Below are 24,107 nucleotides of genomic sequence, written 5' to 3' on the forward strand. Positions count from 1 at the left end.
AGATTGAAAAACAAATGTGTACAACCTTTAATTTTGCATTACTTGATATTACAGTGCTTAGCTTTTTCCACTAGATTGAGTTTTGCTGGTAGTCGGACTGCTATCTACGGTTGATGTAGCTTCTAGTTGCTTAAACTCCGGCATTGGTGGCAGCTTAATCTCCAGTCCATATTGGGTTTTCAGTTGAGTTTGCATCCAATTTAGTGTTGGCTTGAACACTCCCCAGATTAACTGCTGACCTTTAGATAGCAGCTCTGGAATCGTCGGTTGCTCTGTCTCTAGCCACACCCGGAACGATCGCCCACTTTGGAAACTTACCGCCCATAACCAGACAGCAACCATTGCCAAAAACAATGCTAGCAAAACTACGAGTTGCACTACTTGCTTCAGCAGTTGCCAGGTTTTGGCGATCGTGAGTTGATAAACAGTGGTCGTCTCTGGACTGGAGAGAGTGTACCAGAAATTCCAGGCAGCGGCTTTCATCGGATTCATGCTAACCTCCAGGACAATGAATAGCTAAAACGTAAGAAGATACTGAGTGGACTAAAGACTCTTAAACAGGAAACCACTAACCTGTCATCTGCTAATCTCAGCGAGATCTGCCAATCCTGATAGAAATATTACAACCTGACCAAGAAACATTTTTTACATTTAACTTGAGATAGATCAATTAATACAGGATTGTGATGTTCGCCTATCCAATTAACTCTATATTTCTTTCTTTACTCGAATTCTGCAATGACTTGTAATCTTCAGGTTCGACAAATTGTCTGTTTATTTGATAGAATTTCTCTGCTCAGGACTTTAATCCACAGCTTTATTGTTCGCAAGTACCTGTAACTGTCCTGATGCTATGGCATTAGCTCTTTTTGTCGTCCTTGCTATCTCTCGCTTCGCTGGCTTGCCCCTTTCTGGTTTTGTTGTGCTATGCCAACCCCCCTGAATGCCACAATTTTAAAGAAAGGGGCAATCGTCACCCTCCAGGCTCCCAATTATCAACAAATTGAAACGACGATCGTCTTCCAATACAACCCAGAAAGTCTTAGCCGAACCATCAGTGCCAATGTTCCGCGTGCCAGTCGTGGTGCGCCGTCTAACGAAATTTTGCTGCTTAAAGGGGCACCCCGAGAACAAATCAGCCTGAAAGTTGTAATTGACGGTATTGCCAAACTTCACGAAGGCGACAAAACAGTTCTGGAACAAGGGATTTATCCGCAGCTCTCTGCCCTAGAGCTGCTGCTCTATCCCAAAAGTGACGTGATTAAAGCAGCGAATCAGCGTACTGAGCAGGGAGTGCTAGAAATCAACCCGATCGCGGCTCCAGTCACCCTATTGGTATGGGGAGACAAACGGGTACTGCCCGTCAAACTGACCGGATTCACGATCGATGAATCCTACCACGATGATCACCTAAATCCCATTCGGGCAGAGGTGACGATGAGTTTACAAATTTTGAATTATAGTGATGTGCCCTGGGAAGAACAACGTGCCAAACTGTTTTTTGCCCACCAAGTGAGCAAGGAAAGACTGGCAAAGCGCGCTTACATCACGAACGTTCAAGATATTACCGGAGTTAATGTAGCAGGACGTTTACGGTAGGGTCTGCAAAGGAAACATCTGTAAAGACAATATCAGTTGAGGTCATCATGTTTGATCCTACAAGTCGGTATGCCCGATTAGAGACAGCGCAAATCACCCTAACAGATGGCCGGACAGTGGCTTATCTACAGCGACGGTTTTTACCTCAGGGGCGGACACTACCCTTGCTGGCAACCGTCACCGTGATTGATGGTGATCGACTTGATTTAATTGCCGATCGCACTTTTGGGAATTCGCTCCTGTTTTGGCATATTTGCGATGCCAATGATGCAATGAAGCCGGACGAACTCACAGCTGAGCCGCAGCGTACTCTCCGCATTCCCATTCCCCAAATTTAACCGCTTATTCCACCATCTGCTGTTCTATGCCCACTTTAGGACTGAACCTCACGCTGCTCATTGGTACTACTACCCCACGTCCCGTGTCTACAGCCTTAAGCGAGGCAGTGGATAGTTTAGAGGTGAGTTACCGGGATCAAGGACGATCCGGATTTCAAATTGTGTTTCGAGTTGGACGGGCGGAACCTGCAGATGCACAGGATGACCCACTGCTACGGGGAGCAACAGAACAACTGCTGGCTCCTTTTAATCGCGTCATTGTTTCGGTCATAGCGAACAGTCAACCTCATATCCTCTTAGACGGCATCATTACCCACTATGAGTTTGCCCCCAGCTTGGAGCCGGGAGAATCGATTCTCACCGTTACTGGAGAAGATGTCAGTGTGATGATGGATCTGGAAGAGAAGTCAGTCGAACATCTTGAATTGAACGATCAGAGCATTGTTCAAAAAATTCTTAGTAGTTATACCAAATACGGCATCATGCCCAAGTTATCGACTCCGCAATGGGTCGATCGTCCTCTGAAGACTGATCGTGCCCCTATCCAAATTGGTACCGATCGAGAGTACATTCAAGAACTGGCAGCGCGACATGGCTTTGTGTTTTACATCAATCCAGGTCCCGCCACCGGCAGCAATCAAGCCTATTGGGGACCGCCAAATCGCCAAGCTACCCCCAGCAAACCCTTGACGTTTAAGATGGGGTCGTTTACCAATGTGGAGTCGATCAACTTCCAGTACGATGCCTTAGCAGTAATGAGAGTCCAGGGACGGGTGCAAGATCGAAAAACCAATCAGATTCAACCCGTTTCGATTGAAAGTAGCCGTCGCTCGCCCTTTTCCCAGGAACCGGCCCTGACCACACAAACTCACATCCGCACTGCCCAATTTCGCCAGACTGCCCGTCTCGGTATCCAGGCAACCGCCTACGCTCAGGCAATGGTCGATCGTACTGTCGACAGCGCCGTTACCGTTACCGGAGAACTTGATACCCTCACCTACGGTGACTTCCTGGAACATGGCGGTGTTGTGGACCTGCGAGGAGTTGGTCAAACCTACGATGGTCGCTATTACGTCAATGAGGTCACACATTACATTCAACAAGGAAACTACAAACAGCGGTTCAATCTAACCCGCGAAGGCTTAGGCAGCCGCATCTCCAGTGTCACCGTTTAACCTCATTAACCACTACCTTCCTTACATTTTATGCCCAGGTATTATGGAGAACTTCCCTACGGAGCGCCTCCCAGCACCATTACCCAGCCCTTCTACGGTAAATATCGTGGCAAAGTCGTCTTTAATAAAGATCCATTGAATTTAGGACGTATCCAGGTCGAAGTTCCCAGCGTTTATGGGTCTGGAACCAACAACTGGGCAATGCCTTGTACCCCCTATGGTGGCAAAGACTTCGGCTGGTTTGCTATCCCCACTGTTGGCTCTAATATCTGGGTAGAGTTTGAGGGCGGTGATCCTGACTATCCGATCTGGGTCGGTTGTTTCTGGGGCGAGGATCAGCTACCACAAGCCGCCAGAGTTGAAGAACCTGATAAGGTGCAGGTGTTTAGAACACCCTATGGCATTACTCTGACCTTGAGTAATCTGGGTGAGAATAAGGGACTAACACTCGTCGTGGAAGATCCTACAGTCGAGCGAAAATTGAAGATGGTTTTCAACGCTGACGGTATCGAACTCAATAATCAAGATGAAACAACCATTAAAATCAAAGCTGATATCATTGAACTCAAAAATAAAGCCAATTCCACCATCACCATTACCGCCAGTAATATTGAACAAAAACAAACTTCGGTAACAACCAATCTCACTGCAAATACGATTGACCTGATCTGTAATCCGGCAACAGTTAAATTAGCGACTGCTTCTGGCATCGAATTAAGCAATCCTCCCGCCAATGCCAAGCTAAACTCTACAGGCATTGAACTCAGCGCCACTGTCCCCAAAATCACGATCACCCCTGCCCAAATTCAGCTCAGTAACACTGCTTCTGACATTAAGCTCCTGCCAGTTGGGGTTAATGTTAATAATGGCGCTCTGGAAGTGATTTAAAGGGTTTGAGCTTTAAGTCTTGAATTTATAATTTTACTCCCCCTTCTCCCATGCCCGGATTCCTTCTCAATGTTGGTAGTACGGTAATTTGTGCCCACGGTGGGCAGGCAAAACCCACTATGCCGGTGCCTCGTGTTCGAGTCATGGGCCTTCCAGTGACTGTGCAACCGCCTCCTTATGTCATTGCAGGTTGTGCCAATCCACCGCCTCCTGCCAACGTTGGACCCTGTATCACCGGAACTTGGGTTTTAGCAGCTCTGCGAGTCAAAGCGATGGGAATGCCCGTGTTACTTCAGGATAGTCAAGCCATCTGTGTCCCTACGGGTACACCATTAACGGTCGTACTCACTCAAATGCGTGTGAAGGGAATGTAAATGGAAATTGCTTACCCGTTTCAAATTGATGGGTTAGGACGCACGGCAACGGTTTCTGAGAATGACCATATTCGTCATTTGATCGAGCAGGTATTGTTTACCATTCCAGGAGAACGGGTGAATCGTCCCACGTTTGGTAGTAATATTCGCCAAATTATCTTTGCTCCAAATAACAGTGAACTGGTCACTGCAACCCAATTTTTGTTACAGGGAGCTTTAGAACAATGGTTGGGGGATGTGATCCAAGTCGAAGTGATTGAAGCAACAACGACTACCATTTCCAGCGATGGTGATGCGGTTCAAGTGATTGTGCAATACGTGGTGCACCAGACTCAGCAGCGTCAGATTGTGCAATTTACCCGTGAGGTTTGAGATGCCCTCCCAACCCCGTCACCAGACTCAGCGCCTGATTGCTATTCGGCGGGTCAAAGGCATAGACGGACGCCCAATCCTCAACGGGATTAACTACCTGGAAGTGGCTGCGGATCGTCGAACGTTGCAAATTTATTTCATTCATCCCTTACCCGGGACGCCTCAGGCTGTGCCTCATAACGCTCCTGCCCTGACAGCCGAGAATGTTCTGATCACGGGTGGCACTCGATTGCGATCGATTCGCGCCGAATTTGCCACCGCCTTGGACAACTTGCTAACGGTGCGAGTGAATTTGCCAGGAGATTTGTCTGTTTATACTCTTCAATTGGTTCAGTCTGCCAGCAACCTCAAGCCGCCACCTGGGTTTGATTCTCAGCTTGCCAGTGTGGAGTTTGTGTTTCATGTTGAAGAATTTACGGTTTTAGACTGCCAAACTGATCAAAATTCTCTGTCAGACAAATCCTCCCCCATTCCACCTATTGATTACCTCAGCAAAGATTATGCCAGTTTTCGCCAATTGATGCTGAATCGGTTAACCCTAACCATGCCGCAGTGGCAGGAACGGAACCCAGCGGATATAGGCGTCATGCTGGTAGAACTGCTTGCCTACGCTGCCGATCGGCTCAGCTATTACCAGGATGCTGTTGCTACCGAAGCCTACTTGAGTACCGCACGCAAACGGGTATCAGTGCGTCGTCATGCCCGCTTACTGGATTATTTTGTTCACAACGGACGTAATGCTCGCACTTGGGTCACGTTTCAGATCAGTTCAAGGCTAGACGGGACAACCCTGCCAGGTGCAGCGATCGCCGAAAACCGCCCAGGTGCTTGCCTGCTGACCCACATGACCACTACACCCGGTCTAACCAAGGAACAGTTTGAAGCAGCCTTAACTTCAGCAGCACAAGTCTTTGAAACCATGCAGGATGTGACGCTTTATGCGGCTCAAAACCAGATTGAAATTTATGCTTGGGGTTCGACGGAGTATAGCTTACCCAAAGGAGCAACCCAGGCAACACTGAAGGATACGGGGGGACAACTGCGGCAACAGCTTCAACCAGGAACCGTTTTGATTATTGAACAACAGAAAGGCAGAAAAACCGGCAGGTTGGAAGATGCAGATCCGAGCTGTCGCCATGCAGTTCGCCTGATTCGGGTGACACCTCAGGCAGATGGGTTGCAACAGGAGGGCAGCAATGAACTGGGCGATCGTGTGACCCAGCCTCAACCTCTGGTTGAAGTAGAGTGGTCTGCCGCTGATGCCCTACCAGTTGAGTTTTGGGTGACTCAGGCGGTTGAGGGGGAGACGATCGCCAATATCAGTGTGGTTCGCGGCAATGTTGTCCTTGTGGATCACGGACGCACCCTGCCGCCCGAACTCCTGCCGCTTGTGCCTGCAGATTCGTCCTACCGTCCTCGCCTGCAACGAGGTACGCTAACCCAACAGGGGCCGCTCCGCCCGAGCGGGACTCAAGGACAGGAGCAACCCATTAGTGCCACCGAACTCCTGCACCAGATGCCTCTACGGGACCTGCAACCGAGCGTCTGGCTGCAAGAAATTGACCAACCTGCCCATCGCTGGCAACCTTGTGTGGATTTACTGGTCAGCGATCGCTTCGCCAGGGATTTTGTCGTGGAGATGGAGGAGGATGGTTATGCCTATTTGCGCTTTGGTGATGACCACCTCGGCAGGCAACCCGAGCCGGGAACCCGTTTCGAAGCTACCTACCGGATTGGCAATGGCATTGCGGGCAATGTTGGAGCTGAGGCGATTACGCACATTTATCCCGCTGTTGATAGCCCTGATGGTCCTGGCATTCTTTCGATTCGCAACCCTCTCCCTGCTACAGGTGGCATTGAGCCAGAACCACTGGAACAGATAAAATTCCAGGCTCCCCACGCTTTTCGGCAACGCCAATGTGCCGTGACAGAAGCCGATTATGCTCAACTGGCACAAAGCTTTCCCGGTGTTCGACAGGCGGTAGCCACACGGCGCTGGACGGGCAGCTGGGACACAATCTTTATCACCGTCGATCGCGCAGGTGGAGAAATGCTTGATCCCGCTTTCCGGCAGGATCTACTGGCTTACCTGGAACCGTTCCGTCTGGCGGCTCATAGCCTGGAGGTTGACAACCCCCGCTTTGTGCCCCTGGATCTGGCTTTAACGGTACAGGTTAAATCTGGTTATTTTCGACGGGATCTGCAGTCACAACTGCAACAGACCTTCAGCGATCAGGTGAAGCCGAATGGGCAACTGGGCTTTTTCCATCCCGATCGCCACAGTTTTGGGCAAGCCATTTACCTAAGTGAGTTTGTTAAATCTGCTATGCAGGTTGCAGGGGTGCAATCAGTGGAAATCACCCGCTGCCAACGACTATGGCAGCCGCCCAGAGATGAATTAGCTACGGGACAACTCACCTGCAATCGCCTGGAAATTCCCGTACTGCGAAACGACTCCAGTGCCCCAGAAGATGGCAGAATCACCTTTGAACTGCAAGGGGGGCTGGAATATGCGTAATGCCGACCTTCCGCAGCACCGTCCTAATTCGCCCGGTTTGACTGCCCTCGCCTACCGAATTAGTGACTATACCAGCACCAAGCACCGAATCTTAGAGTCGCTCTATCAAGTAATTCCACCAGGCAGTGCCACTCTAGCAGCTCTCCGCACCCGTGATGAGAATGATACGGTGATCGCCCTCATTGATGCCTGGGCGATGGTAATCGATGTCCTGACCTTCTATCAGGAACGGATTGCCAATGAAGGATACTGGCGCACAGCAACAGAGCGGCGATCGCTGTTAGAGTTAGCCCGGACAATCGGCTGTGAATTGCAACCGGGGGTCGCTGCCAGCACCTACCTGACGTTCAACGTTGAGTCTACACCCACTGCCCCTGCCCAAGTCACCATTCCCGCTGGAACGCAGATTGCCAGCATACCAGGGGAAAATGAACAATCCCAGGTTTTTGAAACCAGCGAACCGTTGATTGCACGAGCCGATTGGAATCTCCTGAAGCCACGTCTGATGCGTCCGCAAATATTGAGTCCCCAGACCCAATGCTTGTATTTGCAGGGTCTTAATCTGCGATTACAGGTGGGCGATCGAGTGTTACTGATTGATGAGCCCCTGCCGGGAGAAACACTGGAAGACAATTGGTATTTGCTGACCTTAACAGCAGTTGATCTCTTGTCAGCAACCGGACAGACCCGAATCACCTGGGAACCTCAACCCACCCCTCTTGTTGCTCTACGTCAGCCCCGCCTGCTTGCCTTTCGGCAGCAGGTATTTCTGTTTGGCAATCTAGCACCGCGTTGGGAAACCCTACCTGCAGATGTGAAACAGCAGTACAGCCCAATTTTAGGTGGGTGTTTGCACTTTACTAAGGGAGAATGGCGATCAGTGAGCCTCGGATTGCCCACTATCGATCTTCGTTGTTTGGCAAGCTCGAATTCTTGCCTGCTGGTCGGCACTTTAGGTAGCGGAATTTATCGTTCCTTGAATCGCGGGGCTTCCTGGCAACAAGTAACGATCGGTCTCTCGAATCTAGCCATCGAAACCCTTTACTGCACCGATCAGAGACACATTTTTGCGGGTACGCCGGGGGGCGGCGTGTTTCGCTCTAGGGATGAGGGCGAAACCTGGGCGGCGATCGGTACGGGCAGTGTGCGCATGCAAACAACGGAACCCAATCGTGTGCAATCAGTGAATACAGCCTTACCCAACACGGTGGTGCGATGTTTGTTAATGGACACCGTTACATCTCCGCTAGGTAGCGGCACCATCAGCAGTGGCGAAAATAACACGATTTGTGGTATTCAAACCCAGTTCCGGACGGAATTAAGCGTGGGTGAATCAATCACGATCAACGAGCAAACGCGCCAGATTTGCGAAATCAATTCCGATACTGAGCTAAAAATTACTCACCCCTTTGAGCCTGCGGTTAGGGATGCCCAATTTACCACTCCAGAGAGAACCTTCCTGTTCGCAGGTACAGATGATGGTGTCTATCGATCAACCAATCAAGGACAGGACTGGTACAGCCACGGCTTGGCTGCTCGATCAATCCGGGCATTGCTGCTGCTCTCTCCCTTCCTCTATGCCGCCACCGACCAGGGAGTTTACGGCTTCAGCATCAGGCACTATAGCGGACAGTGGGAGTTACTCAACCCAAACTTTACCCAATCCATCACCTGCCTTGCCAGCCTGAGACTAAATCCAGGACAGGCAAATGAACAGATCTATCTATTTGCTGGAACTGCCAGCGATGGAGTGTATCGATTGTCCGATGTTAGCAACACTTGGGAGAGACAATGGAGCCCGTCTCAACTTGACATCACTGCCCTCGCTGCTAACGGCACAACCCTTTACGCCGGGACGGGTAGCGGCAAGGTGTTTGTCTCCCAAGATGGGGGAGAAAGCTGGCAGGATCTCAGCCAGAACGCAATCGCTACAGCAATCACTGCCCTCTCTGTAGTTCAGGATGATTTATTTGTCAGTACCCGGTTTGGCGGGTTTGTCAATGCAGATTGGTCTCGGTCAGGGCAGCCAGTAACTAATACAGTTCCCACAACTTCCGAATCTACCCTAGTCCCACCTACCTGCCACCTGAATCTCAATGCGATTTATCCCCAAATTTTGCCCCATAGTTGGGTTGTGCTGTCGAATCAGGGGCAAGTGCAACCGTTGCAGGTACAGACCTTATCCACAGCCTTAGCAACAGGATTCACTCTCTCAACTCAGGTCACCTGCCTCACCTGCCAATCCGCCTACAATCCAGTATCTTACCCGCCACAAACCACGATCGTTCTGGCACACAGCGAGCCCCTGCCCCTAGCAGACATCTCTCTCACTCTGGAAAATCAGCAACAGCAGATTGACACCGCAATCGCCAATCCTAATCTGGCAATGCCTAGTGCCCTGAGTCAATCCGAGTGTTTTCAAGATCCGGTGGGTGTTGATCGAATATATCTGGAACAGTTTGTCCAGGGGTTACAGCCCGGACAGAAGATCATCGTTAGTGGTCAGCATCCGAGAGTAGAAATTATCCAGGTGGGAGGGGTGTTTCGTCAGAACCCTTCTCAGGACATCTGGCAACCTGATAACCAGGGGTTAACTAACTTAGCCGTTCTGTCTTTGCTAACCATATTCAGTGGAGAGGCCCTTGCAGGCACGATATCCAGTGAAGAAACAGAGACTTTTGCGGGCACAACCAGAGGACTGTTCCGGCGGCAGAGCTCTAGCCAGCGTTGGCAGCAGATCGAGGATAGTAATCAACTAGGCAGCGGCATTTTAGCTGATCGCCAGATTACCGTCCTTCATGCCAATTCATCCGGTCGCCTGTTCGCAGGTACCAATCAAGGATTGGTGCGATCGTCAGATCAGGGCGACACTTGGCATAGCCTAGACAAAAAGCTGCCCCCTTCTCCAATCTATGCCTTAGCCTCCTCCAGCCGCTTCCTGTTTATTGCCAGCAGAGACGGATTGTTTCGTTCTGACGACGACGGCGACACCTGGACAGCTATTAACCGCGATCTCCTGAATCTCCAGGTACAATGCCTCGCGGTTAATAATCAGGGTTATCTGTTTGCTGGAACCCTTCGTCACGGAGTTTTTCGCTCCCAGGATTTGGGGAGTACCTGGAAGCAAGTCGGCTATTCTGGCAAGACGGGAACGGGCGCAATTGCCAGTACCAAAACAATAGTTTTAGGAACAGGGACGGTATTTAGTGAAGAACTTAAATCTGGTGATCTGCTCATTGCTTTAGGTCAGACCCGTACAGTTCTTGTCCTAGGTCCGGATCGTTTGAACAATCAGCTGACGATCGATGCCCCCTTCGATGCTCCAGGTTTACCTGATGGAACACCCTTCGTTCTCAGCACCGGGTTAACCAATCTGAATGTTACGGCACTGGCAACCGCTCATTGCTCCGGTACGGGCACGATTTCCAGCGACAGCAGAACAGTTCACGGTAAAGGAACAAACTTTCTGCAGGAACTTAACATTGGTGATGTCATTGCTGTTGGCGATCAAAGTCGGGTAGTAATTGCCATTGAGTCCAAGGAAACCTGTATCGTTGCGTCTTCCTTTGCATGGACGATCGTCAATCAGCCCTTTACTAAGTCCCTGCTCTTTGCTGGAACTGCTGGGGGTGGCGTGTTTCGTTCCGCCAGTAACGGCGATCGCTGGCAAGCAGTTAATCAGGGCTTAGCAGACCTGATGATTACCTCATTAGTCATCTACGAAAAGTTGGGGGGGACTGTCTCCTTCCCAGGACCGAATACGACCCTGACCGCCACGTCTAAGCTGAATCTGCAAGTGGGTGCTCGGATCACAATTGCCGATCAAACTCGCACAGTCACTGCCATTCTGGATGAAGACGCAACATTTTCCATTGACAAAGCTTTTGAGCTTCAAAGCCCAGAGCAGCAGGAAACCAGCTACACGGTGCAAACGTTGGTGGTTGGAACAGAACACGGGGGACTGTTCTATTCCCTAAATCAGGGCGAACATTGGCTTGTCGACGGGGGACTGTTCTATTCCCTAGATCAGGGCGAACATTGGCTTGCCGACCAGTCTGGACTAGGGAACACTGCCATTCGAGCCATTGCCCCACCGCTTCAACCCCAATCTCCCTGTCTGGTTGGTGGAGTTGGCATTCTCCTCAGCCCCGATGGTCTGGAACACGTTCCCCTTGCCCCCGGCGATCAGCTCCAAGTGCTGACTCCACCTGAAGTGCCGCGATTGCTCGTGACCGCACTTCGATGGCACCTGCAAGATGTCAACGGTTTTGTGGGCGTTCTTACCACCACTACAGCAGCAGCAGTTACCCTTAAACCGGCACTGAGAAGCGATCAAGTGAGCAGTGAATTGGCTACGATTCTCATGCCCCCAACCGATCAGCAAGCGCCGCTTTTAGTAGTTCAATCTCCCTTACAATCTTGCTATGACCCCGCCACGGTACAGATTCATGCCAATGTAGTAGCAGCTACCCAAGGCGAAACGATCGCTGAGCGACCGGAAGTGTTAGGCAGTGGAGATGGCACTCAGCCAAATCAACGATTCTTCTTGAAAAAACCGCCCCTTACTTACACAAGTACGGCAACAGTGACAGGCATTGCCAGTAGCTTAGAAGTGCGGGTGAATAGCCTGCTTTGGCAACCCGTACCGGCTCTGTACAACCTCCAACCGACCGATCAGGTCTATCTGGTGCAGATTGAAGATGATGGCAGCACCAGCATCACGTTTGGTGATGGCATCAATGGGGCACGGTTGCCCAGTGGGCTAGATAACGTGGTTGCGACCTACCGCAGTGGGATTGGCATTACAGGCAACCTGGCTCCTGGCAAACTTAGCCTCCTAAAAACCCGTCCCCTCGGTATTCAAGCTGTCACCAACCTTCTCCCCGCTACCGGAGCCGCCAACCCAGAGAGCCGCGATGAAATTCGCGATCGTGCCCCCCTTACGGTCCGCACTTTAGAGCGAGTCATCTCCCTACGCGATGTTGAAGATTTCACCCGCACTTTCCCCGGCATTGGCAAAGCTCAAGCGGTTTCTCTGTGGGTGACCCACAGTGCAATCATCCATGTCACAATCGCCGGGAGTGATGGGGCTGAGATTTCCCCCGATAGCGCCCTCTATCAAAACCTGGTACAGGCGATTGAGCAGGTACGAGACCCCTATCAATCACCGCCTCTGGTTACTTCCTACCAGCAGATTGGGTTTGACCTGGCTGCCACCCTTCTAATCGATGCTCGTTACCTTCCAGAGCGAGTCGAAGCGACAGTTCAAGAGAAACTCCAGCAAACTTTCGCCTTTACCAACCGTGAATTTGGACAACCCGTTACTGCTGCCGAAGTGATCGCCCTAATCCAGACGATCGACGGCGTAATTGCTGTCGATCTAGACTTCCTGTACCGTGTTACTGCCTCCAAAACTCTGGAGCAGTGCCTCACAGCCAAGCTCGCCCAATGGCACCCAGACACTCAAAAATTCTCTCCTGCACAACTCCTGACCCTGCACAATGCTAGCCTCACTGCTCATTTATCTGATTCTGGGCTATCTAATCCTGGGCAAGTCAGCAACCCCTAGAGAGGGTAGGAAGCCAAACGTTAAAAGTCAAAAGTCAGAAAGAGCTCCAGTTCCCTCCCATGCCTATTCCCGAACGCTTTTACAACCTTCTCCCTGGCATTTATCAGAGCTACGATGCACTCCAGGGTGAACCCCTGCGAGCGTTGCTGGCACTGTTGGAGCAGGAGCTTGCTCTCCTAGAAGCTGACACCGATCGCCTCTACGATAACTGGTTCATCGAAACCTGTGAGGATTGGGTCGTGCCCTACATTGGTGACCTGCTTGACGCTCAACGATTATATAGCCGCAGTCCACGCCGGGGGCAGGAGCGACGAGCCTTTGTCGCCAACACCCTAGCCTATCGGCGACATAAAGGCACAGCAACTGTTCTGGAACAGCTTGCCCTGAATATTAGCGGCTGGCATGGACGAGCCGTGGAGTATTTGCAGTTACTTGCTCGCACTCCTGGATTAATCACTGAGGCTGAAACGTCTCCAGCTACAGTAGATCTGCGTCGATCGTCCCAATTAGCAACCTTGGGTAGTCCGTTTGAAACAGGTTCCTCATTTACCGTTGACGTGCGCTCAGGGCAAAACCAGGGCAGCTATCATCCGACCGACATTGGCTTATTTCTTTGGCGGTTGCAAAGCTATCCCTTAACGCGAGTGACTGCTCGATCAATCGAGCTGGTATCGGGGAAATGGCGCGGTCATTGCTATAGCTTCAGTCCTCTAGGCGACGATCGCCTGCCGCTGTTCAATCAACCGCAAACCAAACCTCTTGTTACCGCACCCACCGCTGCCATTCATGTGCCAGGTCGCTTGAGCGGTGCCACCCTGGCTCAAGAAATTCAGTGGCGAAGGAAGCAACATGCCAGGGGCATTGCCGTCGAGCCGCAGGGCTACTTCGGTCGCAATCCAGTCTTGCAAGTCATTCTGGATGGACAAACGGATGCTCTACTACCCGAACAATTGTTGATCACCAGTCTAGATGGGTGGGAGTCACCGAATTGGCAGTTGCCCAAAGCGATCAATGAAGCAGAGTTGCCAACGGTGCGCTATGAAGTTGCCGTCGATCCAGAATTGGGACGGTTAGCAATTTTGCATCGTCCGTTACCTCGCAGAGTTGAGGTCAGCTTTGTCTACGGCTTTAGTGACGATGTGGGAGGCGGTCCCTATAGCCGTCCTTCGGTACCAACTGTTGCCCAACCGGTTGTGTGGCAGGTGCAGCAGGAACCACCCTTTACAGAAAACCCTCTAGTAGCTGCAATCGAGCAGTGGCATCAAACAACCGCAACTTGGCAGGCATGTCGAGAGCAACTCTATATTCCCCTAGCAAGGCTAATGGTGCCCACTCTGCCCTGGATTGATCTGGATTTCAGTGTTCAACCGACGTTTAAGCCAGGCATCATTAACGGATTAGAGGTGTTCGCGGTTGCCGGAGCTAGGGCAGTGATTGTGAATCAGGGGCAAGCGATCGATGTGCAGGGACGGGTAATTAGCCTCCGCGATCGCTACTCCCTACCTCTGAATCGCTACTGCAATCAAACTGTGCTGATTTTGGCGACCTATGTCGCGCCCGTCCCTGAGGGGGATGTGGCTCAGCCAACGCAATCAGAAATCGGTCCGATCGTCGTTGTGCCTGCTACTCAGGCGGCTGTGCCTTCCAATCGAACCTACATTTTTCTCAGTTTAGTTTCCGTTAGTGCCAATGGCAAAATCATTAGCTACTCCAATAGCCAGCGGATTCAATTTCAACCCGGCATCATCAAAGGACTCACCCTCAAACTGAACGAACAACTCAATGGGTTAGTTATTGCTCCTGGATTGGCGGTCAATCAACAAGGACAACTGATTCAAGTTGGGATGAACGATCGGATTAAATTTCCAACCCAGCGGCAGACCCCCCTGTTGTTGCTGCTGTCGCGTCGGGTGGAGGTGGGCAAACCGGAAACCCAGGAGCGACGAGGGCAACAATGGCAGCTTGACCTAGTACCTGACACTGAAACCAGGACAAACCAATTTCCGCCCAATCTATTTTTGCCTCTAGTGCGTCTGCCTGTCTCTCAAGAGCGTTCTCAACAGGTCGAAATATCCAGCACTTCTCCTGCGGTGACGAATGGGTCATTGCCAGCTATGCCAATCCGTCCTGACTTTATCCCTGGCATTGTTTGGGGGTTAAAGGTCATCGCCTATCCCGGACAGCAGCGTGTCCTCGTGACGCCAGGAGTGGCGATCGGCAGTCAGGGTGAAACTATTTCCGTTACGACCAACCAACGCCTGCGCTTGCGGGGCTATGCAAATGCCACGATCGGTCTATTTCTGCTTTACGAACCCACCTTGCCCAATGCCTCCTGGCGACTTACCCTAGCACCCAACAAGCCGCAGTCTCCAGCGATTCCCTTAGCAACCCTGACCCTTGACAATCAGGGGCGGCTTCGAGATCTCCCCCGCGATACCCGCCCCTTTCTGGTTCCCGGCATTTCGGAAGCGTTGCAAGTTACTCCAATTACTAACGATGCTAAGCCCCAAGTGGCGATCGCGGCCGGAAAAGCAGTAGATGCTCAGGGGCGACTACTCTCGGTCAACCAGCCTCAAACCTTTGACCTCAGCCATTACCAGGGTCAAACCGTGCTACTCTTCCTGTCCCATCACTCACGGCAAGGCTGGCATTTGGGCGCAGTGGCGGAAGAAACCAGTGTTGGCAAGATCGTACTGCAAGACAATGCCACATACGGTAAAGTCAATTTGCAGATTCGTATCCCAGCGGAGAAACAACTGTATATCGTCGCTGCGAATGGCTACCGTCCACATGTTTGGGGCAATATTACTGTTCAGGGCAGTGACCAACCACAGCACAAACCTGGTGAATTACGGCTAGAGGGATTGCTGATAGAAGGGCAACTCACGGTCCTACCCGGAGAACTGGCTCACCTTTGTCTTAGCCATTGTACTCTTGTGCCCCAACAAGGGGGCCTGGTGGTGCAGACACCCACATCCCGCATGCTGGCGATCAACCCAGATGAATGGTCAATCATCGCTCTGGCAATGTACTACGTCAATCTCATTGCCCAACTGATTGCCCTTAACCTCAATCCCAAGCTGGCTCCAAGCCAGGTACTCACCCAGTTGGTTCAGATAGGTATCCAGCGGATGCACTATCTAATCACAGAGCTCTGGCAGGTGTGGCGCTCCCCTCGATCGCCCATTTTGGAGCCTTTCGATCGCATGGATGCAACCATGAATAATGAACAATTAACCATCGCGATTGATCACAGTATTTGTGGTGCTCTGCGAATTGATACCGCCATTGAGCAGTTGACAATCAGCGATAGCATTATCGACGCAGGGTTGCAGACCGATCAACGGTTGGCGATCGTGGCTCCTCATAGCCCAGTGTTGCTAACAAATACTACTGTTTTAGGCGGGACTCTAGTACTGAGTCTCACAGCAACCAACTCCCTGTTCAACGAGTTGGTTACAGTTTGGCGGAAACAAATTGGTCGCCTGCAGTATTGTTATGTGCCGGACGAATCTCAAACCCCTCAGCGTTACCATTGCCAGCCCGATCGTCAATTAGAACAACAGTTAGCTAGCCAGCCAGCCAGCGTTACTGCCCTTAGCACGGGAGTGGATGCCCAAAAGCAACTGTTGTTATTTGCAGCGACAGCGACAGCAGGCGTTTGGTGTTCCCGCGATCAGGGCACAACCTGGAAGGAAATTAATGAAGGATTAACCAATCTTCAGGTGCAAACTCTGGCACTTGATACCAGCCAGCAGCGCCTGTATGCAGGTACAACTGAGGGCTTAATCTTCTTCTGCATGTATGACCAATACACCCAGAATCAGCACTTGACCTGGGAACCGTTAATGCAGGTGCGGAGTGATGTTCATCCTGATTCAAGCAGTCCCAATACCACCACTATTAATCAAATTCTGATTCAGAACGAGGAATTGTTTGTCGCCACTTTAGGAGGAAGAATTTTTCGCTCCTCAGATTGGACAGCCTCCCAAACTGGTCTGGAGAATGCGATTTGGACGATTAATGCTCTTGCCCTCGATCCGCAAACTGGCTGGTTATTTGCGGGTACAGCCGGAACTGGCGTTTACTCCTCCTCTGATCGCAGCGCTACCTGGCACCGACCGATCAACTTGAACCTGACTAATCAGACAATCACTGCTTTAGCAATCGCATCCAATGGCAGACTGTTTGCTGGAACCACTGGGCTATTTACCAAAGACAGTGGCATTTATTACTCCACCAATCATGGTGAGACCTGGACCTTTGTTAACCTCCCCCTGCACCAACGCAACATTACCGCGATCGCCGTCCACCCCGATCAAGATCTGGTATTTGCCAGCACGCTGCACGGTGGCTTACTCCGCTCTCAAGATCAGGGGCAAACCTGGCAATCCCTGACTAATCTGCCCCATCGCCGCATTACGGCTCTAGCGATTGCACTCAATGGTTGGGTGCTAGTGGGCACAGGGGGGGGAACCCTATGGCGATCAACCGATCAGGGGCAGCACTGGACACCCATCAATCAGGGCTTTAACCAGGCAGAGACAAAACTGAGTCTGCTAAACCAACTGCAACCTAGCTTTACCTCCACTGAGTATGGCAATCCGGGCTATGCTCAGCTCAGCCTTAACTGTGCGAATGAACTTCGCTTGGGGGCTGAAGATAGGGCTGAAATCGGCGGTTTCAACGATTTAAAGCAACCGCAGCGGATCGCAAATCTGCAAGCTGGTCTGGAGGAATACTCGCGCTTCGGTTTAGCCGTAAAGATCATTTACATCACGTAGGACATCAGCCATGAAAGGCGACTTTACCCGGTCTACATTTCGATTCCAAAATCACTACAGCAGCGTTCGCATGCAACAAGGGCGACTGCAACTAGATGCTGATTGGAATGAGCAGATTGATATTCAACGCCATCTGTTGCAAATGCAAGCACGGGATATGATTGGACAATTTGGTGTCCCCTTGGCTGACCCCAGCACAGCCCTCAGCTTTCAGATTGGCATCACAGACGATCGCCAGGATTTGACGATTAACCCCGGTCGTATCTATGTTGATGGTATTCTCTGTGAATTGGAGCCTGGAAGCCGCCTTGACTTTAGGCAGAAAACCTCCCTGTCTTCCGATGCGATAGAAATCGAAGTTCCAACGCTGTTAGTGGATGGACAAAACCTCGCATCGGGGCAGTGGATTGAGCTTTTTGCTGCCCCAGCCAATAGTGAGGTTGAAGTCACTCCCATTAGGGTCAGAATTGACAAGGTTGATCCCACTCAACGTCAAACAGGCTATACCGTTGGCTTCAACAAACCTGCGGCTCTGCCCACTCAAGGGCAGTTGCGCCGTATCCTGACCTGGAAAACTCAACCAGATTGTCCCCAACCGGACTTTCTAACGAGCAATTCGCAACCTTGGGTTACTCCTACTCCGGGCAAAACCTACCTCGCCTACCTTGATGTGTGGCAGCGCCATCTAACTGCGATCGAAGAACCGCAGCTACGCGAAGTTGCTTTGAATCTGCCCGATACCGCTACCCGCACAAAAACAGTTTGGCAGGTCAAACTCCTGGAACTGAAACTGCCGGAGGAACAGGCTTCTGAGGCGAAACGGCAACAAAGGTTGACAACCCTGCAAACCCGCAAAGCCGCTCTGAAAGCTAGGGCTAATCCTGGTCTAAGTAGCAGTGCCAATAGTGTGCGCCGTTTGGAGAACCAACTCTATCGCGTAGAAATTCACAGTCCGGGTGCAGTGGGAACTGCCACCTTTAAGTGGTCGAGGGACAATGGCGCGATCACCAGCGCCATCAAGGAACTAGACGATACGATCGCCAATGTGATAACGATTACGCCCCCTGTAGGTCGAGAAACAACGCAGTTATTTGCTCCGAATCAATGGGTTGAGATTACCGATGAAGTGCGGGAACTCCAGGAAATTCCCGGTACACTGGTACGCCTGACAGCAGCAACAGCTGGGACAAAGCTGGTGTTTCAGAAAGCTAGAGATCGGGATGGGGTGAACCTAAAGCAGTTTCCGATCGCCTCCAAACCTAAAGTCCGCCGATGGGATCACACCACTCCAGTGGCAGAAATTCCAACTGCTGCCGGACAGTGGATTCCTCTGGGAGATGAAGGCATCGAAGTTTGGTTTGAGGCAGAGTCACAGTATAAAACCGGAGATTACTGGCTGATTCCTGCACGCACAGTCACCAATAATATTGAATGGACACGGGATGGCTCCGGCAACCCCCTACCTCAGAGCATCGAAGGCACTCTCCATGCTTACAGTCGTTTGGCGGTTCTACACTATAGTGACCAAGGATTTAGCCTGCCTCAGGACGAGCGCAAGGGCGACGAGCGCAAGGAGTTTGCAGCCTTAGCAGAGTGTCTTCCCTTGAAAGGAGGAAACATTACGGGATCCTTGACTGTGGCAAAAGCTCTGGATGCCAATCAGTTCACCAGTGAAACACTGACTGTAAACTCTGGACAAATCGACAGCCCGAATCAGCTATCCTTGCAAATTGAGGGAAAAAATCAGCTCACGATCGCCAAAAAAACAGGCAATGTGGGGGTGGGAATTTCTGAACCCAAAGCAAAGCTTCACGTTGCTGCTCCCACCGAGCAGGCACAACTGTTACGACTCAGTGTGAGCGATCGCTTTGTAGACATGCGTATATCAGATGATGCCCTAGTGCAGTTACAAACGAATTGTAAGGGCTATCAGTTTGATGAAGACATCAAAGTTGCAACGGGAGCAATTGGTAGTATCAATGCTCAACATTTGTTTCTACGTACTGGGGCTACGAATCAGATAACAATTCTTCAAGATAGTGGCAAGGTCGGCATTGGTACTGATAATCCGTTAACCAAATTGCATATTGCCGCGACCCCAGAACAATCATCGACCTTACGACTCAGCCAGAACGATCACTATGTGGATCTAGGACTGCAACCCGATCAATTTGTTGGCTTTCAGACTAGTGGTACTGGCTACCAGTTTGACAAACCCATTCACATTACACCTGGCAGTCTAGAAAGCCCAAATAGCTTCGTTTTTCGCATCTCAGGCACTCCTCAACTCACTATTCTCAATAATGGCAACGTTGGCATTGGCACAGAACAACCTACGGCAAAACTGCATGTCGTTGCCCCTGTAAATCAACTACCTGTCCTGCAGTTAGAGATGGGCGATCGCCATCTGAATCTCGCTACTGATAATGATGACTGGTTGCATTTTCAAACCAATGTTCAGGGGTATCACTTTGATCAATCTCTTACTGTTGGTCAGTCCCTTACCGTTGCTTCTGGTATTGTCAACAGTCCAAGCGATTTGCAGTTAAATATTGCAAACAAACCACGACTGAAAATTCTCCAGAGCAATGGCAATGTTGGCATTGGTAGTGATACTCCAACCGCTAAACTGCATGTTGTTACGGCAGCGGATGAGGTCGAAGCAGTTCGGTTAACTGTAGGCGATCGACAGCTTGATTTAGGAATTCAAGAAGATGCTGTCCAATTACGAACCAATAGCAAGCTCTACAACTTTGACCAGGGGATTACAGTACAACCGGGTATCTTCAATAGTGCAGGAGATTTACTGCTGCAAACAGCAGGGACAAGTCAGATCACTATCCTGCGTGATAGCGGTAATGTTGGCATTGGTACCACCACGCCAGAAGCAAAGTTACAGCTTATTGGAAATGCGAAGTTTGAAGGCACAGTCGTCCATAGTGATAGTCCCCAGGTTGCTGTGTCCCGCGTCCAGAAGGAAAATATCGTTGATTTTGCCAGTCAGGAAGCGGCTGATCTCCTGAAAGCCCTACATCCTGTTAAGTTCACGCACAGAGCAGATCCAAGTCAACAGCCCCAAGCAGGTTTTCTCGCTGAAGACGTACCATCATTAGTTGCGTCTACTGACGGGCAGGCAGTTCGAATGATGGAAATCATCGCGATTCTTACCCAGAACCTCAAAAATCATGAACAGACGATCGCCACCTTGACGCAACAAACTACCCATCAACAGGCAATGATAGATGGTTTAGTTGAACGAGTTGCGCCAGTGGAACGACGCAACCGTAATGGACAGCGGCAGCAACGGTCTTGGTTTGGTCAATTGTCCAGAAGTCTTACAAACATTCCCCTACTGTTTCGTCGCTCCTAACTCAATACTTCTCGGTTAACCTATAGACTGACGACCGGACTATACAAACAAAACCTGTGGAACGGTTCTGTTGCAAAAACGATTGAAGAACAAAGGCTTGGCTCTAGCTAAACCCGATTAAGCAACAAGCCCGAAGCTTTGAGACACGAATGCTCTTTGTGCGCGCACGTTGCCTTTTTTAACGCCTTGAACCTGTCCTTTCTGAATCATCTTCATCACTGCAATTCCCCTCAAGGTTTTTCTTGCCGTATTAAACGTGAAACCAAGCACTGGTTTGGCAATTCGCTGGCTCTTTCGATGCTCTTGCTCAATCATGTTATACAACGTCAGTTCGAGATAAGGAATCGTTAGAAGCCCTGATTTTCGGTGACCTGCTACCACGCTCTCGGTCAAGTTCTTGTCAAGAAGTCTCACAGTTGCAAATACTTGCAGTAGCACGTCTTATTGAGAAAAGGTACTGGTTGCTTGGCTCAAGCTAGTCATAGTAGAGGCTTTAGCCTTCGGCTTAACCCGAACTCAGGTTTATGCAAATATTTCATTTGCCGTCTCGTTTCGCACTGAGCCTAAAGTCTCAAGTATTGCTTTTCAAAGCCATGGTACGGTAGAGCTATTGCCACGCTCTTTTGCTTTTGCTGTACGTTTCGTCAACGCGCCACGAAGCATTTGTCGGTTTTAGAGGCGGTCGCATGCGTTTGTCCCACTCGGGAGCCTACTTCAACACCTATCGCTTCATCGTCGAGTGATCGGCTTTCACTCCTCGTACGACCATCATCGCCTCTAGATTCCGATCGCTCAAGGAGTAATAGCAATACCAACGCACGTTGAACAAGATGATTTTAGGTAAATGGTGCCGCCACTTGTAGTTTGCTTCCCGCAGGTTACAGAGCAGACATAGACACAGTTGAGGGATTAGGTGAGTCTGAACTTAACAACCTTACCACTGACCAGTTTTTGTGTCACAGTCCTTCTTAAAAGTTGGGGTGCAGTTCTGAGACGACCTCTTTGTCTTTAGAGCCAGATTAGGAGATAGCCTGTGCAAGTAGTCGTAACCGTCGAACGGTGAATAACATACTTTAATTGGCACTTATTCCTTGAAAATAAAAAATCACCTATAAGGGTCTGTCAAGGTGTAATCGCGCTGGTTAAAATCAGACAGGTTTTGCCAAACCATCCATTTGAAGTACTGCTACTGGCTAATCAAAGCTATGCCATTATCGAAGACTTTATTGTCTAGGGCAAAGTTTAGTTGCTTTGTCCTTTTAATTCTTTAGGTATCCATCTTATGTCCCAAGAAAATAAGCTGCAACGTGTTGGTATCTTAGTAGTGCATGGTATTGGTGAACAGTGTCAATTTGAGCATCTTGAGGAAGTTGTTAGAAACATTACCTCCGCTTTACAGACAGATACCAATATAACTAGCGCTCAAGTTAATATTAACGTTAGCAAAGATGCACCTTATCGTGCCCAGCAGCAGACCTGGCGCGGTGAGGGGACTCCAACAGCAATCATAGAAGTTATAGATACAAGTAATAAACAAACGAATCTAGAATTCAGGGAAGTTTGGTGGTCCGATTTGGATGAGCCAAACAGTATCAAAACACTTTTGAGTTTTTGGACATGGGGCCTATCTCTCTGGACAAAGCCTCGATATGAGCGGAGAACCGATACTAAAAACCCAAATACGGAGGTGCCGAGAAATCCTGATAGAAGATTGCCTGGACGCGACTGTAAAGAAGCAAAGGAGCATTTACCTGAGGAAGGTGAGCCAGTTTATCTCATTCATCGTGTTTATTTATTGGTTGTGTCCCTTGTGGTGTTATTGCTTCTACCCTTCCTTTGGGTTTTAGGAAGAGTTCTACGTAGTCTTTTAGGGCTGGAAATCAGACCTGATCTCCTAGTTGAGTATCTAGGCGATGTCAAGTTATACCAACAAGATGCACGAGAAGGGAAAGGACCATTAGTTGATTTAGGCAAAGCACCTCCTCGCTTCTCCATCCGTCGCCGCTTTATCAAAGCTTTAGTTGAGATGAGCTTGGAGAAATACGATAGTTGGTACATTTTGTCTCATAGCTTAGGTACTGTGGTTGCCTTTAATGGACTCATGGAGGTTGAAACAGCGTTACCTCGATACCTCGATCAGAAATTATGGAAAAGGTGGTGTCGCAAGCACCCAGGGCAGGTGAAAGGACAACTAACAGCAGCACAAAAGGAAGCTCAGAAATATTTGCTTCCTCAACATCCAAGCTGGCTTTCTCATGACAACGACGATATCATTAGCCGCAAGGAACTGTTCCGCAACTTAAAAGGATTCCTGACGTATGGCTCGCCCCTCAGCAAATTTGCTGTTCTTTGGCCCTTAGTTGTTCCTCTAAACATTGATGAATCCGTGTTTAGAGAAGATTTTGAATGGATTAACGTTTTTGATCCAACCGATCCAGTTTCAGACTTCACCCGTTTCTTCGATAGCAAAAATGGCAAGGACGCACCCTTAACTCCAAAAGAAATTCCATACAAAGCAGAAAAAATTCATCTCCTTAGTCATGGGCAATATCTAACTTACAATCCGAAACGGAAGCACCCATTAGTTTGTCAGGTTTCGCAATGGTTGTTAACCGGCGAAAAATTTAAAAAACCACAAATTCAAAAAGATGATTTTCCTTCTCATTTAGGCTGGCCTGATCCAAAACTTGCTGATGGTGATAAAGACTCACCTATTGTTTCTTTCTATTTTGGATTAGGTATTTTTGTCTGGTTTCTGTTGGGAGCCATTATCTCATTTGTCTTAAGTCAGCTTGTTCCTCTGCTCCTAGCGCAAATTCCTCAGCTTCTGGCACAGTTCGGTCTGACAACTGCCATAATTGATAAAGCTTTATTACAGTCCAGCGATTTTCTCTCTAACCCCCTCTTTTATGTCTTTATAGCTGCATGTACCACATTCATTATTGGACTGGTAGTTAGAGCGTTGGGACTCAATAAAAATCGAGGCATTCAACCCGAAACACGTAATACCAATTCAATTTGAAGCTGCATAGAATAGTGCTTCTAATACTAATTTAAATCGTGTTCAAGGCAGACAGGGACTCTAGGATGAAGCGATAATCCGAGATGGAAGCAACTCTT

Annotated in this window: 13 protein-coding genes; 11 read left to right on the forward strand and 2 right to left on the reverse strand. The window is 49.8% G+C overall.

What is annotated here, in order from left to right:
* Positions 1-57: 57 nt before the first annotated feature.
* Positions 58-492, reverse strand: a complete 435-nt coding sequence (locus H6F76_RS03430) for a hypothetical protein (RefSeq protein WP_190505944.1) — start codon at positions 490-492, stop codon at positions 58-60.
* A 435-nt stretch (positions 493-927) separates the two neighbouring features.
* Between H6F76_RS03430 and H6F76_RS03435 the strand changes: the two genes are divergently transcribed.
* From H6F76_RS03435 to H6F76_RS03480, 10 genes are read left to right on the forward strand one after another with little or no spacing between them, the layout of a single operon-like run.
* Complete coding sequence (locus H6F76_RS03435; protein ID WP_190505946.1) at positions 928-1,599, forward strand: hypothetical protein; 672 nt, start codon at positions 928-930, stop codon at positions 1,597-1,599.
* A 47-nt stretch (positions 1,600-1,646) separates the two neighbouring features.
* The gene (locus H6F76_RS03440; protein ID WP_190505948.1) at positions 1,647-1,937 is read left to right on the forward strand and encodes a hypothetical protein; all 291 of its coding nucleotides are present in this window, start codon (positions 1,647-1,649) and stop codon (positions 1,935-1,937) included.
* Positions 1,938-1,963: 26 nt separating this feature from the next.
* Entirely contained in the window at positions 1,964-3,112 is a 1,149-nt protein-coding gene (locus H6F76_RS03445; protein WP_190505950.1) for a hypothetical protein, read from the forward strand.
* 30 nt (positions 3,113-3,142) lie between these two features.
* Complete coding sequence (locus H6F76_RS03450) at positions 3,143-4,000, forward strand: phage baseplate assembly protein V (RefSeq protein WP_190505952.1); 858 nt, start codon at positions 3,143-3,145, stop codon at positions 3,998-4,000.
* A gap of 50 nt (positions 4,001-4,050) precedes the next feature.
* Entirely contained in the window at positions 4,051-4,374 is a 324-nt protein-coding gene (locus H6F76_RS03455; protein ID WP_190505954.1) for a hypothetical protein, read from the forward strand.
* The gene (locus H6F76_RS03460; RefSeq protein ID WP_190505956.1) at positions 4,375-4,746 is read left to right on the forward strand and encodes a GPW/gp25 family protein; all 372 of its coding nucleotides are present in this window, start codon (positions 4,375-4,377) and stop codon (positions 4,744-4,746) included. It abuts the gene before it with no gap.
* Between the two features lies 1 nt (position 4,747).
* The gene (locus tag H6F76_RS03465; RefSeq protein ID WP_190505959.1) at positions 4,748-7,264 is read left to right on the forward strand and encodes a baseplate J/gp47 family protein; all 2,517 of its coding nucleotides are present in this window, start codon (positions 4,748-4,750) and stop codon (positions 7,262-7,264) included.
* The gene (locus tag H6F76_RS03470) at positions 7,257-12,833 is read left to right on the forward strand and encodes a putative baseplate assembly protein (protein ID WP_190505961.1); all 5,577 of its coding nucleotides are present in this window, start codon (positions 7,257-7,259) and stop codon (positions 12,831-12,833) included. The genes H6F76_RS03465 and H6F76_RS03470 overlap by 8 nt, the downstream gene beginning before the upstream one ends.
* Positions 12,834-12,892: 59 nt before the next feature.
* Complete coding sequence (locus H6F76_RS03475) at positions 12,893-17,617, forward strand: sialidase family protein (protein WP_190505962.1); 4,725 nt, start codon at positions 12,893-12,895, stop codon at positions 17,615-17,617.
* Positions 17,618-17,627: 10 nt separating this feature from the next.
* Positions 17,628-20,987, forward strand: coding sequence for a DUF6519 domain-containing protein (locus H6F76_RS03480; protein ID WP_190505963.1), 3,360 nt, complete (start codon positions 17,628-17,630; stop codon positions 20,985-20,987).
* Positions 20,988-21,104: 117 nt separating this feature from the next.
* Here H6F76_RS03480 and H6F76_RS03485 read toward each other — a convergent pair whose 3' ends face one another.
* The gene (locus H6F76_RS03485; RefSeq protein ID WP_206754322.1) at positions 21,105-21,380 is read right to left on the reverse strand and encodes a hypothetical protein; all 276 of its coding nucleotides are present in this window, start codon (positions 21,378-21,380) and stop codon (positions 21,105-21,107) included.
* 889 nt (positions 21,381-22,269) lie between these two features.
* On the opposite strand from H6F76_RS03485, the gene H6F76_RS03490 reads away from it, so the two are divergent.
* Positions 22,270-24,009: a hypothetical protein gene (locus tag H6F76_RS03490; protein WP_190505965.1), complete on the forward strand. Its 1,740-nt coding sequence runs from the start codon at positions 22,270-22,272 to the stop codon at positions 24,007-24,009.
* Positions 24,010-24,107: the final 98 nt, after the last annotated feature.

The organism is Leptolyngbya sp. FACHB-321, from assembly GCF_014695975.1.
In the GTDB taxonomy this organism is placed as follows: Bacteria; Cyanobacteriota; Cyanobacteriia; order Leptolyngbyales; family Leptolyngbyaceae; genus Stenomitos.

Bases quoted from the DNA above. Each gene is read 5' to 3' on its own strand.
- H6F76_RS03460 (WP_190505956.1), top strand. From the start codon at position 4,375: ATGGAAATTGCTTACCCGTTTCAAATTGATGGGTTAGGACGCACGGCA.
- H6F76_RS03430 (WP_190505944.1), bottom strand. From the start codon at position 492: ATGAATCCGATGAAAGCCGCTGCCTGGAATTTCTGGTACACTCTCTCC.
- H6F76_RS03480 (WP_190505963.1), top strand. From the start codon at position 17,628: ATGAAAGGCGACTTTACCCGGTCTACATTTCGATTCCAAAATCACTAC.
- H6F76_RS03440 (WP_190505948.1), top strand. From the start codon at position 1,647: ATGTTTGATCCTACAAGTCGGTATGCCCGATTAGAGACAGCGCAAATC.
- H6F76_RS03445 (WP_190505950.1), top strand. From the start codon at position 1,964: ATGCCCACTTTAGGACTGAACCTCACGCTGCTCATTGGTACTACTACC.
- H6F76_RS03465 (WP_190505959.1), top strand. From the start codon at position 4,748: ATGCCCTCCCAACCCCGTCACCAGACTCAGCGCCTGATTGCTATTCGG.
- H6F76_RS03435 (WP_190505946.1), top strand. From the start codon at position 928: ATGCCAACCCCCCTGAATGCCACAATTTTAAAGAAAGGGGCAATCGTC.
- H6F76_RS03455 (WP_190505954.1), top strand. From the start codon at position 4,051: ATGCCCGGATTCCTTCTCAATGTTGGTAGTACGGTAATTTGTGCCCAC.
- H6F76_RS03475 (WP_190505962.1), top strand. From the start codon at position 12,893: ATGCCTATTCCCGAACGCTTTTACAACCTTCTCCCTGGCATTTATCAG.
- H6F76_RS03470 (WP_190505961.1), top strand. From the start codon at position 7,257: ATGCGTAATGCCGACCTTCCGCAGCACCGTCCTAATTCGCCCGGTTTG.
- H6F76_RS03450 (WP_190505952.1), top strand. From the start codon at position 3,143: ATGCCCAGGTATTATGGAGAACTTCCCTACGGAGCGCCTCCCAGCACC.
- H6F76_RS03490 (WP_190505965.1), top strand. From the start codon at position 22,270: ATGTCCCAAGAAAATAAGCTGCAACGTGTTGGTATCTTAGTAGTGCAT.